This is a genomic window from Streptomyces resistomycificus (genome assembly GCF_001514265.1).
GTDB classification, from domain to species: Bacteria; Actinomycetota; Actinomycetes; order Streptomycetales; family Streptomycetaceae; genus Streptomyces; species Streptomyces resistomycificus.
Genome location: NZ_KQ948988.1, coordinates 596,661 through 616,606, shown reverse-complemented (window position 1 = coordinate 616,606; position 19,946 = coordinate 596,661). Strand labels below are relative to the sequence as shown.

At 72.8% G+C, this 19,946-nt stretch carries 14 protein-coding genes and 1 pseudogene; 3 read left to right on the top strand and 12 right to left on the bottom strand.

The genetic code is table 11. From position 1 onward, the window contains the following. Positions 1-35: 35 nt before the first annotated feature. From AQJ84_RS02570 to AQJ84_RS02545, 6 genes and pseudogenes are all read right to left on the bottom strand, one after another. Positions 36-587, bottom strand: coding sequence for a GNAT family N-acetyltransferase (locus tag AQJ84_RS02570; RefSeq protein ID WP_030040768.1), 552 nt, complete (start codon positions 585-587; stop codon positions 36-38). A 151-nt stretch (positions 588-738) separates the two neighbouring features. Beyond that, positions 739-1,662 carry a S66 peptidase family protein gene (locus AQJ84_RS02565; protein WP_030040769.1) on the bottom strand — a complete coding sequence of 308 codons (924 nt, stop codon included), beginning with the start codon at positions 1,660-1,662 and terminating at the stop codon, positions 739-741. Further along, positions 1,659-3,611: a prolyl oligopeptidase family serine peptidase gene (locus tag AQJ84_RS02560; RefSeq protein ID WP_030040770.1), complete on the bottom strand. Its 1,953-nt coding sequence runs from the start codon at positions 3,609-3,611 to the stop codon at positions 1,659-1,661. Before AQJ84_RS02560 ends, AQJ84_RS02565 begins: the two co-directional genes overlap by 4 nt. A gap of 18 nt (positions 3,612-3,629) precedes the next feature. Then, a complete protein-coding gene (locus tag AQJ84_RS02555) occupies positions 3,630-4,934 on the bottom strand; it encodes a M20/M25/M40 family metallo-hydrolase (protein WP_053190271.1) in 1,305 nt (434 codons plus the stop codon). Then, complete coding sequence (locus tag AQJ84_RS02550; protein WP_030040772.1) at positions 4,927-5,760, bottom strand: M55 family metallopeptidase; 834 nt, start codon at positions 5,758-5,760, stop codon at positions 4,927-4,929. Before AQJ84_RS02550 ends, AQJ84_RS02555 begins: the two co-directional genes overlap by 8 nt. A 51-nt stretch (positions 5,761-5,811) precedes the next feature. Beyond that, positions 5,812-6,084, bottom strand: a pseudogene (locus AQJ84_RS02545) (ABC transporter substrate-binding protein); the annotation flags it as partial. A 26-nt stretch (positions 6,085-6,110) separates the two neighbouring features. Between AQJ84_RS02545 and AQJ84_RS02540 the strand changes: the two are divergent. After that, on the top strand, positions 6,111-6,362 hold the full coding sequence (locus tag AQJ84_RS02540; protein ID WP_053190272.1) for a hypothetical protein: 252 nt from the start codon (positions 6,111-6,113) through the stop codon (positions 6,360-6,362). Positions 6,363-6,372: 10 nt separating this feature from the next. Here the strand turns inward: AQJ84_RS02540 and AQJ84_RS02535 are convergent, their stop codons facing one another. The 5 genes from AQJ84_RS02535 to AQJ84_RS02515 form a co-directional block, all read right to left on the bottom strand. Beyond that, entirely contained in the window at positions 6,373-7,326 is a 954-nt protein-coding gene (locus AQJ84_RS02535) for an SMP-30/gluconolactonase/LRE family protein (RefSeq protein ID WP_053190273.1), read from the bottom strand. A 121-nt stretch (positions 7,327-7,447) separates the two neighbouring features. After that, entirely contained in the window at positions 7,448-8,173 is a 726-nt protein-coding gene (locus tag AQJ84_RS02530; protein WP_053190274.1) for a class I SAM-dependent methyltransferase, read from the bottom strand. A gap of 149 nt (positions 8,174-8,322) precedes the next feature. Further along, positions 8,323-10,794 carry a SpoIIE family protein phosphatase gene (locus AQJ84_RS02525; protein ID WP_030040778.1) on the bottom strand — a complete coding sequence of 824 codons (2,472 nt, stop codon included), beginning with the start codon at positions 10,792-10,794 and terminating at the stop codon, positions 8,323-8,325. 184 nt (positions 10,795-10,978) lie between these two features. Further along, on the bottom strand, positions 10,979-13,372 hold the full coding sequence (locus AQJ84_RS02520; RefSeq protein WP_030040779.1) for an MFS transporter: 2,394 nt from the start codon (positions 13,370-13,372) through the stop codon (positions 10,979-10,981). A 151-nt stretch (positions 13,373-13,523) separates the two neighbouring features. Then, positions 13,524-13,967, bottom strand: a complete 444-nt coding sequence (locus AQJ84_RS02515) for an SRPBCC family protein (protein ID WP_030040780.1) — start codon at positions 13,965-13,967, stop codon at positions 13,524-13,526. 169 nt (positions 13,968-14,136) lie between these two features. Here AQJ84_RS02515 and AQJ84_RS02510 point away from each other — a divergent pair, with 169 nt between their 5' ends. Both AQJ84_RS02510 and AQJ84_RS02505 read left to right on the top strand, forming a co-directional pair. After that, complete coding sequence (locus tag AQJ84_RS02510) at positions 14,137-15,174, top strand: Rv2578c family radical SAM protein (RefSeq protein WP_030040781.1); 1,038 nt, start codon at positions 14,137-14,139, stop codon at positions 15,172-15,174. Between the two features lie 16 nt (positions 15,175-15,190). Beyond that, positions 15,191-15,865 (top strand): HAD family hydrolase, encoded by a 675-nt coding sequence (locus tag AQJ84_RS02505; RefSeq protein ID WP_030040782.1) that lies wholly within the window; start codon positions 15,191-15,193, stop codon positions 15,863-15,865. A gap of 2 nt (positions 15,866-15,867) precedes the next feature. Here AQJ84_RS02505 and AQJ84_RS02500 read toward each other — a convergent pair whose 3' ends face one another. Then, positions 15,868-19,941, bottom strand: coding sequence for an NACHT and WD repeat domain-containing protein (locus AQJ84_RS02500; RefSeq protein ID WP_053190275.1), 4,074 nt, complete (start codon positions 19,939-19,941; stop codon positions 15,868-15,870). Positions 19,942-19,946: the final 5 nt, after the last annotated feature.

Genomic DNA, 19,946 nt, shown 5'->3' with positions numbered 1-19,946 from the left:
CGCCCCCTGGCGGCCGGCCCGACCTTGTCGGGAGATCAACGGGAAGCCCGCATCTCGGCGGTGATCGCCCAGCGTTCGTGGTCCCGCCAGGCCCCGTCGATGAAGATCATGTCCGGTGAGAAGCCCTCCAGCCGGAATCCACAGCCGCGGGCCAGGGCGATCGACGCGGTGTTGGCGGGCTGCACGTTGATCTCCAGCCGGTGCAGCCGCATGGGCCCGAACGCGTACCCGACCACGAGGTCGAGGCCCTCCCGCATCAGCCCGCGCCCGGCGGCGTGCGCGAAGGCGCCGTATCCGAGCGCCCCGCACTGGAAGCCGCCCTCGACGATGTTGTTGATGTTGATGAACCCGGCGATCGCCCCGCCGTCCTTCTCGCAGACCAGGAACCCCGCCTTCGCGGGGTCCTCGATCAGCCGCCCGGCGTAGGCGGTGTAGGCGTTGAGGCTGTCCGGCGGGAAGAGCCAGGGCTGGTGCAGTTGCTTGCTCTCCCGGGCGCGGGCGGTGAACTCGGCACCGTCGTCGTAGGTGAAGTGGCGTATGCCCACCCGGGGGCCTGCGGCCAGGTAGGGGGAAACGTTGTGCGGCATCTCGCCACCTTACGGCGCGCAGGCCCGGCCCCGGCCGCGGCTCCCGGTGGTCTTCGGGCTCATGCGACCAGGGTGAGCCCCCGGCCACCGTCCCGCACGGTGCATCCCGCCCTCCGGGTGACCGGGGCCTTGGCCGTCCGTCGGCGGGAGCTCAGCGCAGCGCCGGCTCGTCGAGGGTGAGCGTGCCGGCCTCGGCGTCGAGTTCGGCCGGCGCCCCGAGGGGCATCGTCAACGCCCCTTCACAGTGTCCGAACCCGAACTCCTCTGCCACGGGCACACCGAGGCCGCCGAGCCGGTCGGCGAGGACGGCGCGCAGATCGTCGTAGGGGCCGCACCCGGCCCAGGAGCCGAGCGCGACGCCCGCGACACCGTCGAGGCGGCCGGCGCGCAGGAGCTGCGTCAGCATCCGGTCGACGCGGTACGCCGGTTCGCCGACGTCCTCGATCACGAGCAGCCCGCCGCGGGCGGTGGCGGGTGCGTGCGGAGTGCCGAGATCGGAGGTGAGCATGCTCAGACAGCCGCCCAGGGTGATGCCCCGAGCGCGTCCCGGGACCAGGGCGGCGCCCGACGAGGCGATGGTGCGGACCGTCTCCGGAGCGAACAGCGTGGCCTGGAGATGCTCCTGTGCGCGGGCGTTCTTGACGAAGTCGACGCCGGCGGCGGCCGGACCGTACAGCGTGACCAGTCCCAGCCGGGTGGCGATGGCCTGGTGGAGCACGGTGACGTCGCTGAAGCCCACGAACACCTTCGGGCCCGCCGCCCGCATCGCCTCCCAGTCGAGCAGGTCGACCATCCGCTGCGCCCCGTATCCGCCCCGCGCGCACAGCACCGCGGCCACGGACGGATCGCACCAGGCGCCCTGCAGGTCGGCCGCGCGGTCGGCGTCGGAACCCGCCAGATAGCGCAACTCGCCGTGCACGTCGAGCACATGAGAGGCGACCACCGGGTCGAGGTCCCAGCCCCGCAGGATGTCGAGCCCGGCCTGCAGCCTCTCCTCGGCCACCGGCCCGCTGGGCGCGACCACGGCCACCCGCGCGCCCGGGGCGAGTCTCGACGGTCGGTCCAGTGGTTTCACTTGGTGAGCTCCAGGGTCGGGACGCCGGGCGGGTTCAGCCCGAAGACCTGTGCGTACAGGGAGAGTTCGGCCTCGAGGGCGCGGATCGTCGTCTCCGCGCGCCGGAAGCCGTGGCCCTCCCCCTCGAACGCGATGTAGGCGTGCGGCACCTGTCTGCCCGCCATCCGGGCCAGGAAGCGCTCGCACTGCGCGGGGGGGCAGATCACGTCGTCCAGGCCCTGGAGCAGCAGGAAGGGCGCGGTGATCCGGTCGGCGTGCTCGGTGGGCGAGCGCTCCGCGTAGCGGGCGGGCACCTCGGCGTAGGGCCCGACCAGGGACTCCAGGTACTGCGACTCGAAGTCGTGGGTCTCCCCCGTCGCCCAGCCGGCCAGGTCGAGAATGGGGTAGATGATCGTGCCGCAGGCGTAGACGTCGGTGCCGGCGAGCGAGGCCGCCGCGGTCCAGCCGCCCGCGCTGCCGCCCCGTACGGCGAGCCGGTCGCGGTCGGCGGTGCCCTCCTCGGCGAGGGCGAGCGCGACGGCGGCGCAGTCCTCGACGTCGACCACCCCCCACTGTTCGCGCAACCGGTCACGGTAGGCGCGGCCGTACCCGGCGGAGCCGCCGTAGTCGACCTCGGCGACCCCGATGCCCCGCGAGGTGAAGTAGGCGATCGCCAGGTCGAGCACGAGCGGGGCCCGTCCGGTGGGGCCGCCGTGCGCCCACACGACGTACGGCGGCAGCGTGTCGCCGGGTGCCACGCAGCCGGGGTTGTGGGGCGGGTAGATGTGGGCGTGGATGTCGCGTCCGGCGGGCCCGGTGAAGGTGCGGATCTGCGGCTCGGGGTAGTACGCCGGGTCCACGGCGTCGTCGTGCGGGTCGCCGATCACCCGGGCGCGGCCGGTGCGGGCGTCGAGTTCGACCACCTCGTAGGCGCTGCGCGGACTGGCTCCGACGGCGACCACCCGGTCCCCGTGCACGGCCAGGGTGGGGGCGAACTCGGTCCAGGGGCCCGCCGCGTCGACGACCTCGCCGGTCTCCGGGTCGAGGATACCGAGAGTGGTGGCGCCGCGGCCGTGCACGACGGCGACGAGCCCGCTCTCCAGCGGGGCGAACCAGCGGTGGCCGAGTTTCCACAGCGGGCCGCCGAACTCCTCGGCCCGCGGGCACAGGGGCTGCCCGTCGCGATACAGGTTCCACCAGCCCGTGCGGTCGCTCGCGTACAGCAGTCGCCCGTCCGGCGCCCACTCGACCTGGGCGACGGACTCCGTCGGCCCGCCGGCCACGGTCCGCGGCGCCCGGAAGGTGCCGTCCTCGCCGATCCCGGCGACGAGCAGCTCCGTCCCGTCCCACGGCATGCGGGGGTGGTCCCAGGCGAGCCAGGCGGCCTGCCGCCCGTCCGGCGAGATCCGGGGGCCGGTGACGAACCGGTGGCGGGCGTCGGTGAGTTCGCGTACGCCGTCCCGGTCCTGGGCCGCCGAACCGTCCAGCGGCACGGCGGCGAGCACTCTCCGCACGTCGTCGGGGCCGTCGCCGGTGAACTCCTCCAGGACGCACCACACCTCACCGCGGTCGGGCCGCACCTGCGGTTCGGCCCAGCGCAGCCCGCCACCGACCGGGGACACGGGTGTCAGCGGCTCCGGTGCGGCGCCCGGCCGGAACCGGTACAGACGCTGGTCGGCGAAGTGCACGAACACGACGAGCGGTTCACCCTCGACCGTCGCCCCGGCCCAGGGCTGTCCGCCGTACTCGATGACCCGGCTGCGCACGTTCCACGGCGCGGGCAGAACCGACTGCTCGGTGCCGTCGGCGGTGCGCCGCACCAGCGTGCGCCGGCCGCCCTCGGTGGGCCGTGGCGCGGTCCACCACGCCTCGTCGCCGACGAGTCCGACGTACTCGGGGTGCCCGTCGTGCGCGGCGGCGAGCGCCGCGTCGATGGGCGAGGGCCACGATCCGTACGCCAAGGTCCGCACTTCGTCCCCCAGGGGTGTCTAGGCCGTGCGCAGGAAGCGGTCGAGTACCCGGACTCCGAAGTGCAGCGCCTCGACGGGCACACGTTCGTCGACCCCGTGGAAGAGTGCCTGGTAGTCGAAGCCCTGCGGAAGCCTCAGCGGTGTGAAGCCGTAGCCCGTGATGCCGAGGCGCGAGAACTGCTTGGCGTCGGTACCGCCGGACATGCAGTACGGCACCACGTGTCCCTGAGGGGCGAACTCCTCGACGGCGGCCCGCATCCTCGCGTACGTCGCCGAGTCCACCGGCGACTGCAGGGCCACCTCCCGGTGCTGGAACTCCCACTCCACGCCCGGTCCGGTCAGGTGGTCGAGGGTCGCGCGGAACTCGTCCTCGGCGCCGAAGAGATACCGCCCGTCGACCTGGGCGACGGCCTCCCCCGGGATCACGTTGATCTTGTAACCGGCGCTCAGCATGGTCGGGTTGGCGCTGTTGCGCACGGTCGCCTCGACCAGTGTCGCCGCCGGCCCGAGCTTGTCCAGCAGCGCGTCCACGTCGCTCAGGTCGGTCTCGATGCCGTAGAGCGCGGCGAGTTCGGTGAGCGCGGCGCGCACGGTCGGGGTGAGTCTGAGCGGCCACTCGTGCTCGCCGATCCTGGCGATCGCGCCGGCCAGGCGCGTGACGGCGTTGTCCCGGTTCACCTTGGAGCCGTGCCCGGCCCGTCCGCGCGCGGTGAGCTTCAGCCAGGCCGTGCCGCGCTCACCGGCGGCGATGGGGTAGATCTCCCGCCCGCCGCCGTCGTGGAAGGTGAACGCCCCCGACTCGCTGACGCCCTCGGTGCAGCCCTCGAACAGCCCGGGGTGTTCGTCGGCGAGGAAGCCGGAGCCGTCCTCGGCGCTGGCCTCCTCGTCGGCGGTGAACGCGATCACGATGTCCCGGCGAGGCCGCACGCCCCGGCGCGCCCAGTCCCGCACCACGGCGAGGATCATCGCGTCCATGTTCTTCATGTCGACCGCGCCCCGGCCCCACACCACCCCGTCGAGGATCTCCCCGGAGAACGGGTGCACGCTCCAGGCCGCCGCCTCGGCGGGCACCACGTCCAGATGGCCGTGCAGGAGCAGCGCGTCGGCCGACGGGTCGGTGCCCTCGATCCGGGCGACCACGTTCGTACGGCCCTTGGTGCGCTCCAGCAGGGTGGGCTCCAGGCCCGCCCCGGCGAGCCGCTCGGCGGCGTACTCGGCGGCCGGCCTCTCCTGACAGTCCCCGCCGCCTCGGTTGGTCGTGTCGATCCGGATGAGGTCGGAGGTGAACTCGACGACCTCGTCCAGGGCCTGCTGCTCAGCCATACTGCTCCTCCACCGCGGCGGAGACGATCGTGGTGACCGCCTTGAAGGTACGGATGCCTTCGTACATGGTGTCGCTGGTGTAGGCGACCTTGCGTTCGCCGGTGCGGGCCACGCCCGGCACCACGGTGGCGGCCATCGCGAGATGCTCCGCGTCGAACTCCAGCGCGACAGTGAACGGCCCGGCGTGGACCGCTTCCTGACGGGTCGCCAGTGTCGCCGCCGCCTTCGCGGCCGCCCGGATGTCGGCGGCGGTCCTGGCCGGCGTGCGGCACACGGCCGCGTACCGGGAGACATGGTCCTTGACGGCGACCTTCAGTGCCTCGGGGGCGTATCCGAGCGCGTCCTCGCAGGCCACGTCGTCGCCGGTGACCAGGACGACGGGCACTCCGAACTCGGCCACCACATGGGCGTTGAGCAGCCCCTCGCTGGCCCGTAGGCCGTCCAGCCACACGCCGGTGACGGAGTTGGCGAGGTAGGTGTGGGCGAGGACGCCCTCCATTCCGGCGCCCGCGTGGTAGCCGACGAAGGCGATGCCGTCGACGTCCCCGTGCTGGACTCCCTCCACCATGGACAGCGACTTGTGCCGTCCGGTGAGCATCTCGGCGCGCTCGTCGAGCTGTTCGAGGAGGAGGTTGCGCATCGTCCAGTGGGCCTCGTTGACGAGCACCTCGTCCGCGCCGCCGTCGAAGAACCCCAGCACGGCCGCGTTGACGTCCGAGGTGAACATCGAACGGCACCGCTCCCACTGCGGCGTGCCCGGCAGCACGTCGGCCGGCCAGGTCACCCCGGTGGCGCCTTCCATGTCGGCGCTGATCAGGATCTTCATGCTCCGCCACGTTACGCGCGCCAGGGGCGAGGGGCCAGGAAGCCCTCACCCTCAGCCGGCGTGGATCCGGTCCACCAGGATGTCGATGACCAGCGGCGTGCGCGGCCCGAAACCCAGCAGCACGCCGTCCTCCAGTGTCACGATCCGCCGGTTCACCCCCGCCGGCGTCTCCCGGATCCCCGGGATGTCGACGAGGCCGTCCACACCGCCCGCCGACTCCAGCCCCTTGTCCATCATCAGGATCACGTCGGGCCGGGCCGCGACGAGGGCCTCGCTGGTGAGGGGCGTGAAGGGCTTGTCGAGGCCCCTCTCGACGCCGGCGTCGGGTCGCCTTCGTCGGCCAGGACCCGGTGGACACCGACGCCGGCACGGGAGACACCGGCGGCTCCGGCACCCCGGGGACGACGGGCGGCGCCTCCGGCGGTATCGGGGGCGGGGCCTTCGGGTCCACGACCGGCTCCACCACGGGCGGCAGCGGCACCTCGGCCACGGGCGGCAGCCTCACCTCCGCCGGTGTCACCGTGCTCACCGTCGCCGCCCTCGCGGCCGCGCTGCCGGCCACCGGCTGGGCGGCCTACCGTCGCGGCCGCTCAGCCGGCTGACGGCCACCGCTCAGACGGGGACGGCGACGGCGTCGTACGTCGTCTCGGGCGTCGGCGGCGTCGTGAAGCGGGCGTTGACCAGGTAGAGGCGGTCGCCGAAGCGGGCGGCCGTGGTGGGCACGTCGAAGCGCGGGTCGGTGATCGTCCTGCGCAGGGTGGCGGTGGTGGCCTTCCTGTCGAGGTCCCAGACGCTGACCAGGTTCAGGCGGTTCTGTACGACGTACAGGGTGCGGCCGGTACGCCACAGGCCGTCGCCGTTGACGACGGTGTCCTGGCCGACCAGCCTGATCCTGGTGGTGCGGCCCGTCGCGAGGTCGACGTTGTGGAGCTCGCCGGGCGTGCTCTTGACCACGATCAGGCCGCGCCCGTCGGGGGTGGCGACGATGCCGTTGGCGTTGTTGACGTCGGGCAGCTGCGTCCAGTCGCCGGTGAGTGGAAGGACGCGGACGGCGCCGCTTCCGCCGCCGCGCGGGACGCCGTGGACAGCCGCGTCCCTGGAGTCGGTGAACCAGGCGCGGTCGCCGAGCAGGGCGACGTCGTTGATGAAGTGGCCGGTGGCCTCCGTGAGCCGGTGGGTGGCGAGGAGCTCGCCGGTGCGGGAGTCGTGGACCCGGGCCACGCCGGTGTTCCCGGCGACGTACAGCAGTCCGTCATGGTCGATCTTCAAACCGACGGAGATCAGGCCGGTGCCGCCCGCGAAGAGGATCCTGCCCTCTCCGGTGCGCAGGTCGGTGCGGTAGATCCCGCCGTTGGCACGGGAGCCCAGGTAGGCGTACGGCCTGCTGCCGATGGCGATGCCCTCGGGGAGCCAGCCGTCGGGGAGCGGGAACCGGGTCGGCCAGGTGGCGGCGCCGGGGGCCGCGGCCGCCGTGCCGGCGCCTGCCGTCACGGCCAGTGCGGCCAGGGCGGCGCCGCCGAGCACGGCACGGCGGGTCGGACGGAGCGGGGGCGGGGGCGGGGTCATGGTGGGGCCTCCATGAGTCGGCTTCGTTGACAACTTCGACAACAACTACGCTGACAATGCCGTGAGTTGACAACGATCCGTCGACGGCCGGAGTTCCCGGCGGCCCCGGCCACCACCGGCGTCACACGGAGCGCCCCGCCACCAGCCACTTCGACGGCAGTTCGATCCGGGTGCCGTCGGCCCGGTACTCGGTGGTGGTGAGCGGCAGGTCGCCGCTCGCCAGCACGGTCAGCCCGGCCGCGTTCAGGTAGACGGGCACCGCCTCGTCGGCGACCTCGCCGGGGGCGAGGCCGTGCCGGAAGACCGGCGCCAGCTTGGGCGGAGGGCCGTCGGGCCCCTGCGCCAGGCCCATGAGGACGGGCTTGGCGGCCTCGGAGAGCTCCACCAGGAAGGCCCGGCCGCGCTCCCCGAGCAGTGCCGCGAGCCCGTCCACGAGCGGCTGCCGGTCGTCGGGGTCGGCCTGGTGCAGGACGCCCCGCATGTACACGTTGGCGTCGCCGAGTTCCGCGTGCAGTGTCTGAGCCTCGCCCTTCCCGGCCGCGTCCAGCAGCCGGTACGTGGCCTGCCCCGCCGGGTCGGCGCGGCGGGCGTGGTCGAGGGCGGCGGCGGACAGGTCGACGCCGAGGACGCGCGGGAAGCGGTCGGCGAGGAACCGGGTCTGGGTGCCGTTGCCGCAGCCGAGGTCCACCAGCGGCAGGCCGTGCTCGGCGAGCTGGGGTTCGAAGAGCGCGAGGTGGGCCCCGGCCGTGAGGATCGGCTCGGCGTCCCAGAACACGGCCCCCTGTTCGGCGGGAGCCTCCCGCCAGAAGCCCTCCCATGCCTCGCGGTACCGACTCGTCACGCTCATGACCAACTCCCCAGGGTGCGACGGCCGCCCGCCCCAAGCGACGGGCGAGTACGGTGTATCGCGCCCTGGCCGCGCCCACAAGCGCGCGGTGCCTTCCTTCACGGCTCGTTCGAGGTGGGCACTCCCTCGCGTCCCCCGCCTCGGGTGGATCAGCGGCGCGGCAGCGTCAGCTCGAACCACACGGTCTTGCCGGCCTTCGTGCGGCTGGTGCCCCACTCGCGCGCGAGGGTGCTCACCACCCGCAACCCGCGCCCGGCCTCGTCGACGGGGCCCGTGTTCAGCAGCGTCGGCAGGTCGTGGTCGTCGTCGTCCACCTCGCACAACAGGGTGTCCCCGCGCACCAGACGCAGGTCGACGGGACGGCTGTGGGAGTGCCGTACGGCGTTGGTGACGAGCTCGCTGACCATGAGCTCGGCGGGATCGGCGAGCCTCGCCAGCCCCCAGTCGTGGAGCTGTTCGCGGACCACCGCGCGGGCCCGGCCGACCTGGGCCGGGTCGAGGGGCAGCCGCCACTCGGCGACGTCGTCGGGCTCGATGCCGTTCAGGCGGGTCATCAGCAGGGCCACGTCGTCCTTGCGGCCGCCGCACGTGTTGAGGGCGCGGATGATCGTGTCGCAGGCGTCGTCCATGGAGGCGGCCGGGTGCGCGGCGGACTCGCACAGGGTCGCCAGCCCCACGCCGATGTCCTCGCCGCGCACCTCCACCAGTCCGTCGGTGCACATCACGAGCCGGTCGCCGGGCTCCACAGGCACGCGCACCGCCTCGAACGGCACCCCGCCGACGCCGATCGGGGCGCCCGTCGGCAGGTCCAGCAGCTCGCTCCCGCCGTCCCGGGCCCGGACCAGGACGGGCGGGATGTGCCCGGCGTTGGCGAGGTGGAGCTCGCTAGCGATGGGGTCGTAGACCGCGTACAGACAGGTCGCGAGGTAGGTGTCGCCGAGGCGCTGGGCGAGGTCGTCGAGGTTGCGCAGCAGCTGGGCCGGCGGCAGGTCGAGGGCGGCCATGGTCTGTACGGCCGTGCGCAGCTGGCCCATCATGGCGGCCGAGTTGAGACCGTGGCCCATCACGTCGCCGACGACCAGGGCGGTGCGGGCGCCGGGCAGCTTCACGGAGTCGAACCAGTCGCCGCCGACCCGTCCGAGGAGGGTGCCGGGCAGATAGCGGGTGGCGATGTCGCAGCCCGCCATGCGCGGCGGGATGTGCGGCAGCATGCTGTCCTGGAGGGTCTCGGCGACGCTCTCCTGGTAGGTGTACATACGCGCGTTGTCGAGCACGAGACCGGCGCGGGCGGCGAGTTCGGCGCCGGTGACACGGTCCATGTCGTTGAACTCGACGCGCTCCGGGTGGCGTAGCAGGATCATGAAGCCGAGCACCACGTTGCGTGCCTTGAGGGGCACGACCAGCATGGAGCGGCCCGTGATGAGGGGCCGGATGTCACGCTTCTCGAACTGTGAGGCGATGGCGTGGCCCATCGGTTCGCTGATGCGCGGCACGAGGACCGGTTCGCCGCTGGTCATGCACTGGAAGAACGGCGTGTGCGCCGGGAACGGCATGGCCTCGCCGACCGGCACGACGTCGTCCCAGCGGCCGGGCTCGTCGGTGTGTTCCAGGGCGACCCGGTGCCACATGGTGGTCGTGTCCGGCACGCCCTCGGAGAACTCCTCGCCGGCGACGACCTGTTCGCGCAGATAGGTGCCGGCGACGTCGGTGAAGCGGGGCACGACGGCCTTGCTGACCTCGACGATGGTCTTCGCCAGGTCCAGGGAGGTGCCGATACGGCCGCTGACCTCGTTCAGGAACTCCAGACGTTCGCGTACGGCGGTGTACTCGAGGTCTTCCGCCTCGTCTAGGACGTCCTGCGGGACGGGCCGCCCCTCGGCCATGGCCCGGGCCGCGCGTTCGCGGCGGGCCTCGCGCTCGGCGCGGCGGGGCACGCCCCAGTCGGGGGTGACGGGAACGCGGTCGTTCTGGCTGAACTCAAGTACGGGATAGCCCAGTTCGAGGATCTGCGCGACGATGCGGGCGCCCTCGCCCACGCTCATGCTGGGCAGGATCTCGGGCAGCCTGCGGGCCAGTTCGTCGGCGCCGGGGAAGTCGGTGTGGAGGGCGAAGCCGGGCGCGATCCGCTCGAACGCCGCGCCCTCGGCGCCCCGCCCGGCGGAGTCCGGCCGCAGCCCGCCCGCGTCGGCGGCCAGGACCAGCAGACGCTCCCGCCCGGGGCCGATCAGCGGGTACGCCCACCACAGGACGTCGACGCGGTCCTCGCCCGCCTCCACGGTGAGGCGGGCGCGGCCCGCGGCAGGGTAGGACAGCCTGCCGTCCAGGGACGACTCGAGGTCGGGCCCGAGACCGTCGAAGGACGCGTACTGCCCGTGGGGCGCGACCTCGTCCTCCTCGGGCAGGGCTCCGGAGACGGGGAGAAGGTCCAGCGCCGACCGGCCGATCGCCTCTTCCTTGGCGGCGCCGAACAGCCGCCGCGCGCCCGTGCTCCAGTGGGAGACGAGGCCGTCGCGGTCCACCACGACCACGGCCAGCGGGATGCGTCCGGCCGCGGCGTGCTCCGCCGTGCCGTTCCCAGCTCCGGGGCTGGGAGGTGCGTCCCTCTCGGTGCCACGGTCCATGGCGCAGGCCTCTCTCCCCACGGCTCCGCAAAGATCTGTGCCGCCTTCACCACCGTACGGCTCCGGCTGGTCACGATGTGCGGCAATACGGGAATTTCCTCAAGGGATCACACCGGCGTACGCCCCGGCGCCCCCGCGCTGAGCAGGGCGAACGGTCCGTGGGAGCTTTGTTACTGACAGGTTGTCAGTCGTCGTGCCCCAGGTGCAGGTCCCGTTCCGTGCGGCCTCCTCCGGCCACCTGGAGGACGGTGGCGACCGGCGGGTAGCCCGCGGCCATGACCGTGTACTCGCCGCAGGACAGGTCGACGAACCGGAACGCGCCGTCCGGGCCGGTGGTGAGGGTGTCCACGACGTTGCCGGCCACGTCCAGGAGCGTGACGCGCGCGTCCTCGGCGGGCCGTCCGCCGCCGGCCCGGACCGTGCCGCGCAGCACGGCTCCGCCGGCGAGCTCGACGTCCTGGCGGGTCTCCCGGGAGGCCTGGACGGTGACGGGGAGCGCGGCCGGGCGGAAGGCGGGCGCGCCGGCGGCGAGGGTGTACTCGCCGGCCACCAGCTCGGTGATGACGTAGCCGCCCTCGCGTCCGCTGCGGGTGGTCGCGACGACCTCGCCGCGCACGTCGGTGAGGGTGACGAGGGCGTCCCGCACGAGCGTGCCGTCGGCGGTGACCACGGCCCCGGCGAGGCGTCCGGCGCCGCCGAGGACGATGTCGACCTCGACGGGGTGCTCCCCCACGGTCACCGAGACCGCCTGCGGCTGGTGCCCGCCGGCCGCGGCGATCAGGACGTACGCCCCCGTGCCCGGCGTCGACAGCGCGTAGCCTCCGTCCTCGCCGCTCGTGCCCCGCCCGATCTGCGCTCCCGTGACGTCGATCAGGGTGAGTGCCGCGCGGGGCACGACCGTCCCGTCGGGGTGCCGCACCGTGCCGTACACGGGAATGTCGGCGGCGTACGGCGCGCGGGCCTGCGGGATCGACGCGTTCGTCGGGGCGGTGAGCGGATCCGCGGCGGGGGCGTTGTGGGACACCAGCGGTTTCTCCTTGAGGAAGAAGGCGAGGACCAGACCGAGGAGGAGCAGCGGCACCAGGTAGAGGAAGATCCGCGGCATGGCGTCGGCGTAGGCCCGGACGTAGGCGTCGCGCAGTTCCGGGGGCAGCGCGTGGACGAGCTGCGGGGTGAGCGACTGCGGGTCGGGGAGCTGGCCGCCCGCGGACGCGGGGAGGCGGTCCGCGAGGGAGCCGGCCAGCCGGTCGGCGAACAGGGTGCCGAAGACCGCCGCGCCGACGCTGCCGCCGATCTGCCGGAAGTAGGTGTTGGCGCTGGTGGCGGTGCCGAGGTCGGCGGGGCGCACGGAGTTCTGCACGGCGAGGATCAGGACCGGCATCACCATGCCGATACCGGCGCCGAGGACGGCCATCCAGACGCTGTAGTGGAGCCTGGGGGTGTCGGCCTCCAGGCGGGACAGCAGCCACATGCCGAGCGCGGACAGCGCCACGCCGATGATCGGGTGGATCTTGTAGCGCCCGGTGTGGCTGACCATCTGGCCCGAGACGATCGAGGCGCCGACGATGCCGGCCATCATCGGCAGCATCAGCAGTCCCGACTCGGTGGCCGAGGCTCCGTCGACCATCTGAAGGAAGGTCGGCAGATAGCCGGCGGCGCCGAACAGGGCGACGCCGACCACGAGTCCGACCAGGCCGGTGACGTTGAAGACGGAGTCCCTGAACAGCCGCAACGGGATGAGGGGTTCGACCGCGAAGCGTTCGGCGACGAGGAAGAGCACGGTGGCGGCCACCGTGCCGGCGCCGAGCCCGACGACGACCCGCGAGTCCCACGCGTACTCGGTGCCGCCCCAACTGGTCAGCAGCACCAGGCAGGTGGAGGCGGCGGCCAGCAGCAGCGCGCCGAGGACGTCCAGCCGGGGCCTGGCCGCCTGCTTCGGGAGTTTCAGCACGACGGCGACGACGGCCATGGTGACCAGGCCGAAGGGGACGTTGACGTAGAAGCACCAGCGCCAGGAGAGGTGGTCCGTGAAGTAGCCGCCCAGCAGGGGCCCGGCGACGGAGGCGAGACCGAAGACGGCGCCGATCAGCCCCATGAAGCGGCCGCGTTCCCGGGCCGGCACGATGTCCGCGACGATCGCCTGCACGCCGATCATCAGGCCGCCGGCGCCCACACCCTGGACCGCGCGGAAAGCGATCAGCTGGTCCATGGACTGGGCGCGGCCGGCGAGGGCGGAGCCGACGACGAAGACGACGATCGCGAACTGGAAGACGCCCTTGCGGCCGAAGAGGTCACCACACTTGCCGTAGACCGGCAGTCCGATCGTGGCGGTGAGGAGGTAGGCGGTGATCGCCCAGGACATCCGGTCCAGACCGTGCAGCTCGCCGACGATCTTCGGCAGCGCGGTGGCGACGATCATCTGCTCCAGCGCCGCCAGCAGCAGCGCGAGCATCAGCCCGACGAAGACCAACCGCACCCGCCGCGGGCTCAGTTCCGCTGCGGCGGCCGAGGCCGGGGGCGGTCCTGGTGACGAGGGCGCCGGGGTCGGTTCGTCCCGTACCGGAGTCGTCCCGCCCACGAACCGCTCCCCTCGTCGCACCTGCCGCACATTTCCCGCAATAAGCGACAACTATGAGCAAGCGCGACGAGTTACGGCGTCCTGCCGGTCCGAGCGGAGATCCACTCGAACCGGTGAGGGACAACGTCCCTGGAGAATCCGCCGGTCGGTGTTACTTCTCGACCTCGGTGGCGAGGTTGTCGAGCAGGGCGTCGTAGATCCGGCCGAGGCCCTTGGGGGCGAAGGTCTTCTCGAAGAAGCCGCCGATGCCGCCGGCGCCGGTCCAGGTGGTGGTCACGACGACCCGGGACTTGCCCTCACCGGCCGGGGTGACCCGCCAGGTGGTGACCATGGAGGAGTTGCGGTCCTTCTCGACGAGCTCGCCGTCGGTGGGCTCGCTGACCTCCAGGAGGCAGTCGCGGACGCGCTTGCTGGTGGCCTGGAGCTTCCAGTGGACGAGGGTGCCCTCGCCGTCGCCGCCCTCGCGCACCTCGTACTCGCTGAAGTGCCCGGGCAGCAGCTTCGCGCGCGTGCCGCTGTAGTCGGCGAGGGCGTCGAACACCTTCTCCGCGTCCGCCGCGACGACCCGCTCCGTAGTGGCCTCGACCTGCGCCATTGACTTCCTCCAGCACCTGAGTTCTCGGGGTTGGGGCAAGCCAACCACCCCGGGTCCCGGGCGCCCAAATCGGGGGGTCCGAGGCCGGTCGCGGCCGATCAGAAATACGGCTCGCACGATCAAGGGAACATGTGTTCTATTCTGTGGGCAGTGCTACCGAGGAGGCCTCATGCGCTGGGAGAACCTCACCGAGTCCGACGACCACAGCCGGGCCGACGCCGCCCTGTTCGGCGCCGACGCGGTGACCAGGCGGACGTTCGACACGCCCGAGTTCGCCGGAATCACGTTCCACGAGATCCGGGCCCGCTCGATCATCAACCGGGTGCCGGGGGCCTCCCGTATGCCGTTCGAATGGACGGTCAACCCCTATCGCGGCTGCTCACACGCGTGCGTGTACTGCTTCGCCCGCAAGACGCACAGCTATCTGGACCTCGACACGGGTCTCGGCTTCGACTCCCAGATCGTGGTCAAGACGAACGCGCCGCAACTGCTGCGCCGGCAGCTGGGCTCCAGCCGCTGGCAGGGCGAGCACATCGCGATGGGCACCAACGTCGACTGCTACCAGCGCGCCGAGGGCCGCTACCGCCTGATGCCGGGCATCATCGCCGCGCTGCGCGACCACGCCAACCCCTTCTCCATCCTGACCAAGGGCACGCTGATCCTGCGCGACCTCGACCTGCTGACGCAGGCGGCCGAGGTGACGGACGTCGGCATCTCGGTCTCGGTCGGCTTCACCGACCCCGAGCTGTGGCGCACCGTCGAGCCGGGCACGCCCGCCCCGGAGCGGCGCCTGGACGTCGTACGGACGCTCGGCGAGCACGGCATCGGCTGCGGTGTCCTGATGGCGCCGGTCATCCCGTTCCTGAGCGACCACCCGGACCGGCTGCGCGACACCGTGCGGGCCATCGCGGCCTCCGGGGCCACCTCGGTCACCCCGCTGGTACTGCACCTGCGCCCGGGCGCCCGGGAGTGGTTCATGGCCTGGCTGGCCGAGCACCACCCGTATCTGGTCGCCCGTTACGAGCGGCTGTACGCCGACGGCGCGTACGCGCCGAAGTGGTACCAGCGCCGGATCACCCGTCAGGTCCACGAGCTGGCCCAGGAGTACGGGATCGGGCCCACGCGCGCGGGGATGTCGCGACGGATCCGGGAGCCCGGGCCCGACCGGCCCGATCTGTCCGAACCGACCCAGCTGACGCTGATCTAGCGCGCAGAATGAAGGCATGACCGATGGCCCGCGCGCGGTGGTGTTCGACTTCTCGGGGACGTTGTTCGGCCGGCTCCCCGGTCACGGCTGGCTGTTCGACGAGCAGTCGCCTCTCGACGAGGGCCGGCGAGCCCGCGTCGTCCACGCGCTGCGGCACCCGGCGGAGTTCGTGGCCCGCATGTCGCCGGGCCGGCGCCGCGACTGGGCCGACCGGGACGTGTCGTCGAAGGCCAACCACCGCGCGTACGCCGAGCTGTTCAGGCTCGCCGGACTGGAGGACGCGGAGTTCCCCGAGGTCTACGACCGGCTGATCACCCCCCGCACCTGGCATCCGTACGAGGACACGCTGCCGGTCCTGGAACGCCTGCGGCGTGCCGAGGTGCACGTCGGCGTGCTGAGCAACATCTCCTGGGACATCCGCGAGGCGTTCGCCCGGCACGGCCTGGGCCGGTATGTCGCGCAGTACGTGCTGTCGTACGAGGAGGGAGCGTCCAAGCCCGACGTGGCGCTCTTTTGGCTCGCGGCGCAGCGGTTGGGAGTGCCGCCCGGGCAGTGCCTGATGGTGGGGGACGACTCCGAGTGCGACGGTGCCGCGGCGCGGGCCGGGATGGCCTACGCCGAGGTCGCGACCGGGCCCGTGGGGGTGCGCGAACCGGTCCTGGTGGACGCGCTCGCCCGGCACGGCCTCTGACGTCAACGCGCCCGCAGCCGCGCCTCCGTGATGAGGCCGGTCAGGTCGTCGTGGTCGCCGCCGGGCGGTCCGCACTGGGGCCGGTCCCCCGCGTCGGACACGTCCCAGAAGCGCACGGTACCTCCCGCCAGCGTGGCCGCGAGCGAGGGGCTCCCGGCCCAGAAGACCTGCTCCACCGTTCCGGGGAGGGAGGCGGCCTGGACGCGCAGGACGGTCAGACAGCCGCCCGTGGCGCCGCTCCAGACCTTCGCCGTACCGTCGCGCGAGCCGGTGAGCAGCAGGCTGCCGTCGGGCGACCAGGCGAGGGTGCCGACCGCCTGCCGGTGCCCGAGCAGCGGGCGCCGCGCCCGGAGCCCGTCTTCGGTGCGGTCCAGCACGAGGACCCCGCCGTCCGTGCAGCCGACGGCGAGGGCGGTGCCGTCCGGGTGCCAGGCGAGGCTCAGGAAGACCCGGTCGCCGCGGTACTCGGCTGTCGTGGCGTCCAGCGAGTTCACGGTGATCAGGTTGTCCTGCCCTGCCACGGCGAACTCCGGCAGCACCGGGTGCCAGGCGAGAGCGCTCAGGAAGCTCGCGTGGCGGGTCCACCCCGTCGCGCTCTGCCACGGACGGCCGTCGCGGTCGTACACGCGGGGGAGCCAGGTCCGGTCCTTGGAGGTGACGGCCAGCCACGCCCCGTCCGAGGACCACTGCGCGTCGGTCACCGTGTCATGTGCGTCGGTGAGTTCGGCGACCGCCCGCAGCGTGACCACCTCGCCGGGGCCTTGCCCGGGTTGCCCGAATCCCTCCCACAGCGACACCTTGTCCCCGTCGCTCACCACCGCGCAGCGTGTCTCGTCGGGCGACCAGGCCAGCGAGGAGGCGAAGGCGATTCCCGTCATCCTCAGGACGTCCGTGGCCGAGGGCGGCACGTCGGCGGACGCGTGTTCGACCGCGACGTCTGCCATGGCGTGCGTGACGGAGTTCGAGAGCAGCAGCAACCGGCTCGTGCGCGCGGACCACGCCACGCGATGCGCCTCATGGATGTCCCGTTCCGCCAGGGGTTCAGGACCGACCTTCCAGATCCGCACGCTGCCGTCGTCGGCGGCACTGGCGAGCCGGTCACCCGCGTGCGACCAGGCCACGTCGCACACACCCTGTCCGTGTCCGCGGAGGGTGAGGAGTTCCTGCCCCTCGACCACGCCCCACACCCGGACCGTGGCGTCGGCGCCGGCGGTCGCGAGCCGCCCGTGGGCGGGTGACCAGGCCAGTCGCCGCACCTGGTCCTCATGGCCCTCGAACGTCCCCGCCCGGCCGCCTCGCCCGTCCGCCGTACGCACATGGGTCGTGGCGCGGTGGCTCTGGTCACCGGCGGCCAGCCGGACGAGATCCGGAAGAGACGGCCCGAACCTCACCGAGCGGACTGCCTGCGGCTCCTCGTCGTCCGAGAACGGCGACAGCTGCACGACCTTCCCGTCCCGGTCGTGCAGATCGATCAGTCCGTCCTCCCGCGCCGCCGCCACGTACCGGCCGTCCGCCGAGATGTCCGCGTCCCACAGCCGGACGGCCCTGGGCCGCCCGTCGGGGCCAGCACCGGTGCTGAGGCAGGTGCGGACCGGCTTGCGTGACGCCCCCGCCACCTCCCACACGCGGGCCGACCCGTCTGCGCAGGCGACGAGGACCGCACCGCCGGACGCGGTGAACCGGACCGACCACGGGCGGTCGTCCAGCGGCACGATCCGCACCTCTTCGCGGGCGCGCCACGACCACAGCCGGAGCGTCTCGTCCGTGGCGACGGAGGCGATCAGCTCGCCGTCGGGCGACCAGTCCACCGAACGCACCCACCCCGGCCCGTCCCCCCTGGCCTCACGGGCGTGCCGGAACTCGGCGAGCACCCGGCCCGTGTCCGCGTCCCGGACCCTTACGCCGCCGTCCTTGGAGCCGGTGACGACCATGCTGTCGTCGGGGGACCAGGCCACCCCCCACAGTCCCGCCTCCCGCTCCCGGAACGAACGCAGCTGGGGATGGGCGGCCATCGCGCGGCGCAGCAGGCGCCGCCACTCCCCCAGATCGGGTGCGTGCAACAGCAGCCGGACCAGCACGTCGCCCCGGGCCGAGCCGTCGCCCGCGAGCATGTGCAGTGCCGCGCGCGGGTCGCTGTCGACCAGCACCTCGGAGCGTCGGACCTCGTCGTCGGCCATCCGCTGCAACGACTGCTCCACCAGGCTCAGCGCGGTCCGCGACACCTGGAGCTCGCGCAGGGTGTCCCGCAGTTCGGGCCAGGCGGCGACGAACTCACCCTCCGCGTCGGCTCCTTCGGTGTGCCGCGACAGCACGGACAGCAGGCGCATCAGCCGCGAGGCGGGGATCAGCTGGTCCGGCGGCCGGTCGAACCGGGCCCAGTCGTCCGCGATCTCCTCGATCTCCCGGCGGGCACGCAGCGCGTCGTGATCGCGTTCCAGGCTCTCCCGCAGCCGGGGCCAGTGGTCGAAGAGGCTCTCGTGGGCGACCTCGAAGGCGTCCTCGGCGAGGCGTTCCCACCCGTCGCCGGTGGCGGACTCCAGGGACCGCGGGTCCTCGGACGGATGACGGACGGTCGTCAGTACCCGGCACGCCACGAAGGGCCGCAGCAGCCGCAGTTCCTGGTCCGTGAGGTCGCGCAGCGCCACCGGCCGACGGGTGTACTTGCCGGACTCGTCCACCGCCACCAGGCGCCCGAGCGCCTTGAGGACGGTTCTCCCGGCATCGCTGCCCGAGCTGCGCTCCTGGTCGCGGAGGCTGTCGCGGGCCATCGAGAACGCCTCCTCCGCCTGGGTCTCCAGAACCTTCTGCACCCGGCCTGAGGCCTCGTACTCGCCACGGGTGATGGCCCTCGGCGTCCGTCTCCCGTCCGGGTTGACGTACTCCCACAGCCGGTGGAGTGCGAAGGCGAGGAGGGGCAGCGCCTCCCCCGCGGCGTCCTCCTGCACGAGGCCCAGGGCCAGGTCGTCGAGCCGCCAGCCCAGCGTGTCCAGCGGGGCGTTGATGATGAGGGGCAGCTCCGCACGGCTCAGCGGCTTCACGAGGTGGTGGTCCCGCAGCAGGGGTTCGAACGCCTCGAACCGCATCAGCGCGTCAAGGAAGTCGGCACGCACGGTGTACACGAGCCAGGCGCAGCGGCGTACGGCCTCGGCGAGGGCGTGGACGAAGAGCGGCGCGTCGTCCGCGTCGGACAGCAGCAGTTCCTCGGCCTGATCCACGATCACGAGGAGCCGTGCGTCCTCGACGGCCTCGACGATGCCGCCCAGCAGTAAGGCCAGTTCCTCGGGCCGGGCCCGCACGCGCCGCAGCACCTCGGCCGCCGTGCCGGCGTCCAGGCCCAGGTCCCGGCGAACCCCGGCGACCGCTTTCGCCAGCGCCGTCAGGCCACCGCGAGCGGGCGTCACGGGCCCCAGCACGATCCAGTGCGGCGTACGTCCGTCGAGGGTGCGCGGACGCTTCCTCAGCATCGGCACGAGTCCGGCGCGCACCAGTGAGGACTTGCCCGCGCCGGACGGTCCGATCACCGCCAGCGCGCCGTTGGGACGGTTGCCGAGCAGCGGCCGTCCTGTCGCCCGGATGTCGTCGTCCCGGCCGAAGAAGACGGACGCCTGCTCCTCCTGGAAGGCCGTCAGTCCCGGGAAGGGGGAGGACAGTGCGGGACCGCGGGTGACGCCCGCCTCGTCGAGCAGTCTCAGCGCCGTGCTCTTCGCCAGCGCCATGGACTGTGGGTCGTCCGGGTCCACCGACAGGGTCTGCAGGGTGTCGAGAGTGCTCCGCCCGCGCGGCACCCCGCTGAGGAACTCCACGACGAGCGCGTCGGGTTTGCGTTCCCGGAAGACGGAGATCTCCCAGAGGCACCACTCGGTCGAGGACCCTTCCGTGGTGACCACGACAAGGGCCTCCGCGGCCAGCAGATTGCGGCGCAGTTCGTCGCGCCAGGCGTAGGAGACGGTGGGGCCGTGGCCGGGGAGGGCATAGGCGAAACAGTCCTCGTAGCCGGCCGCTCTCATGGCCTCGACGAGACCATGAGCGGTCCGCCCTCCGTCGGCCTCGTGATAGCTGACGAACACCTTGCCCATGACAC

Bases quoted from the DNA above. Each gene is read 5' to 3' on its own strand.
- AQJ84_RS02570 (WP_030040768.1), bottom strand. From the start codon at position 587: ATGCCGCACAACGTTTCCCCCTACCTGGCCGCAGGCCCCCGGGTGGGC.
- AQJ84_RS02555 (WP_053190271.1), bottom strand. From the start codon at position 4,934: ATGGCTGAGCAGCAGGCCCTGGACGAGGTCGTCGAGTTCACCTCCGAC.
- AQJ84_RS02550 (WP_030040772.1), bottom strand. From the start codon at position 5,760: ATGAAGATCCTGATCAGCGCCGACATGGAAGGCGCCACCGGGGTGACC.
- AQJ84_RS02535 (WP_053190273.1), bottom strand. From the start codon at position 7,326: ATGACCCCGCCCCCGCCCCCGCTCCGTCCGACCCGCCGTGCCGTGCTC.
- AQJ84_RS02530 (WP_053190274.1), bottom strand. From the start codon at position 8,173: ATGAGCGTGACGAGTCGGTACCGCGAGGCATGGGAGGGCTTCTGGCGG.
- AQJ84_RS02525 (WP_030040778.1), bottom strand. From the start codon at position 10,794: ATGGACCGTGGCACCGAGAGGGACGCACCTCCCAGCCCCGGAGCTGGG.
- AQJ84_RS02515 (WP_030040780.1), bottom strand. From the start codon at position 13,967: ATGGCGCAGGTCGAGGCCACTACGGAGCGGGTCGTCGCGGCGGACGCG.
- AQJ84_RS02510 (WP_030040781.1), top strand. From the start codon at position 14,137: ATGCGCTGGGAGAACCTCACCGAGTCCGACGACCACAGCCGGGCCGAC.
- AQJ84_RS02505 (WP_030040782.1), top strand. From the start codon at position 15,191: ATGACCGATGGCCCGCGCGCGGTGGTGTTCGACTTCTCGGGGACGTTG.
- AQJ84_RS02500 (WP_053190275.1), bottom strand. From the start codon at position 19,941: ATGGGCAAGGTGTTCGTCAGCTATCACGAGGCCGACGGAGGGCGGACC.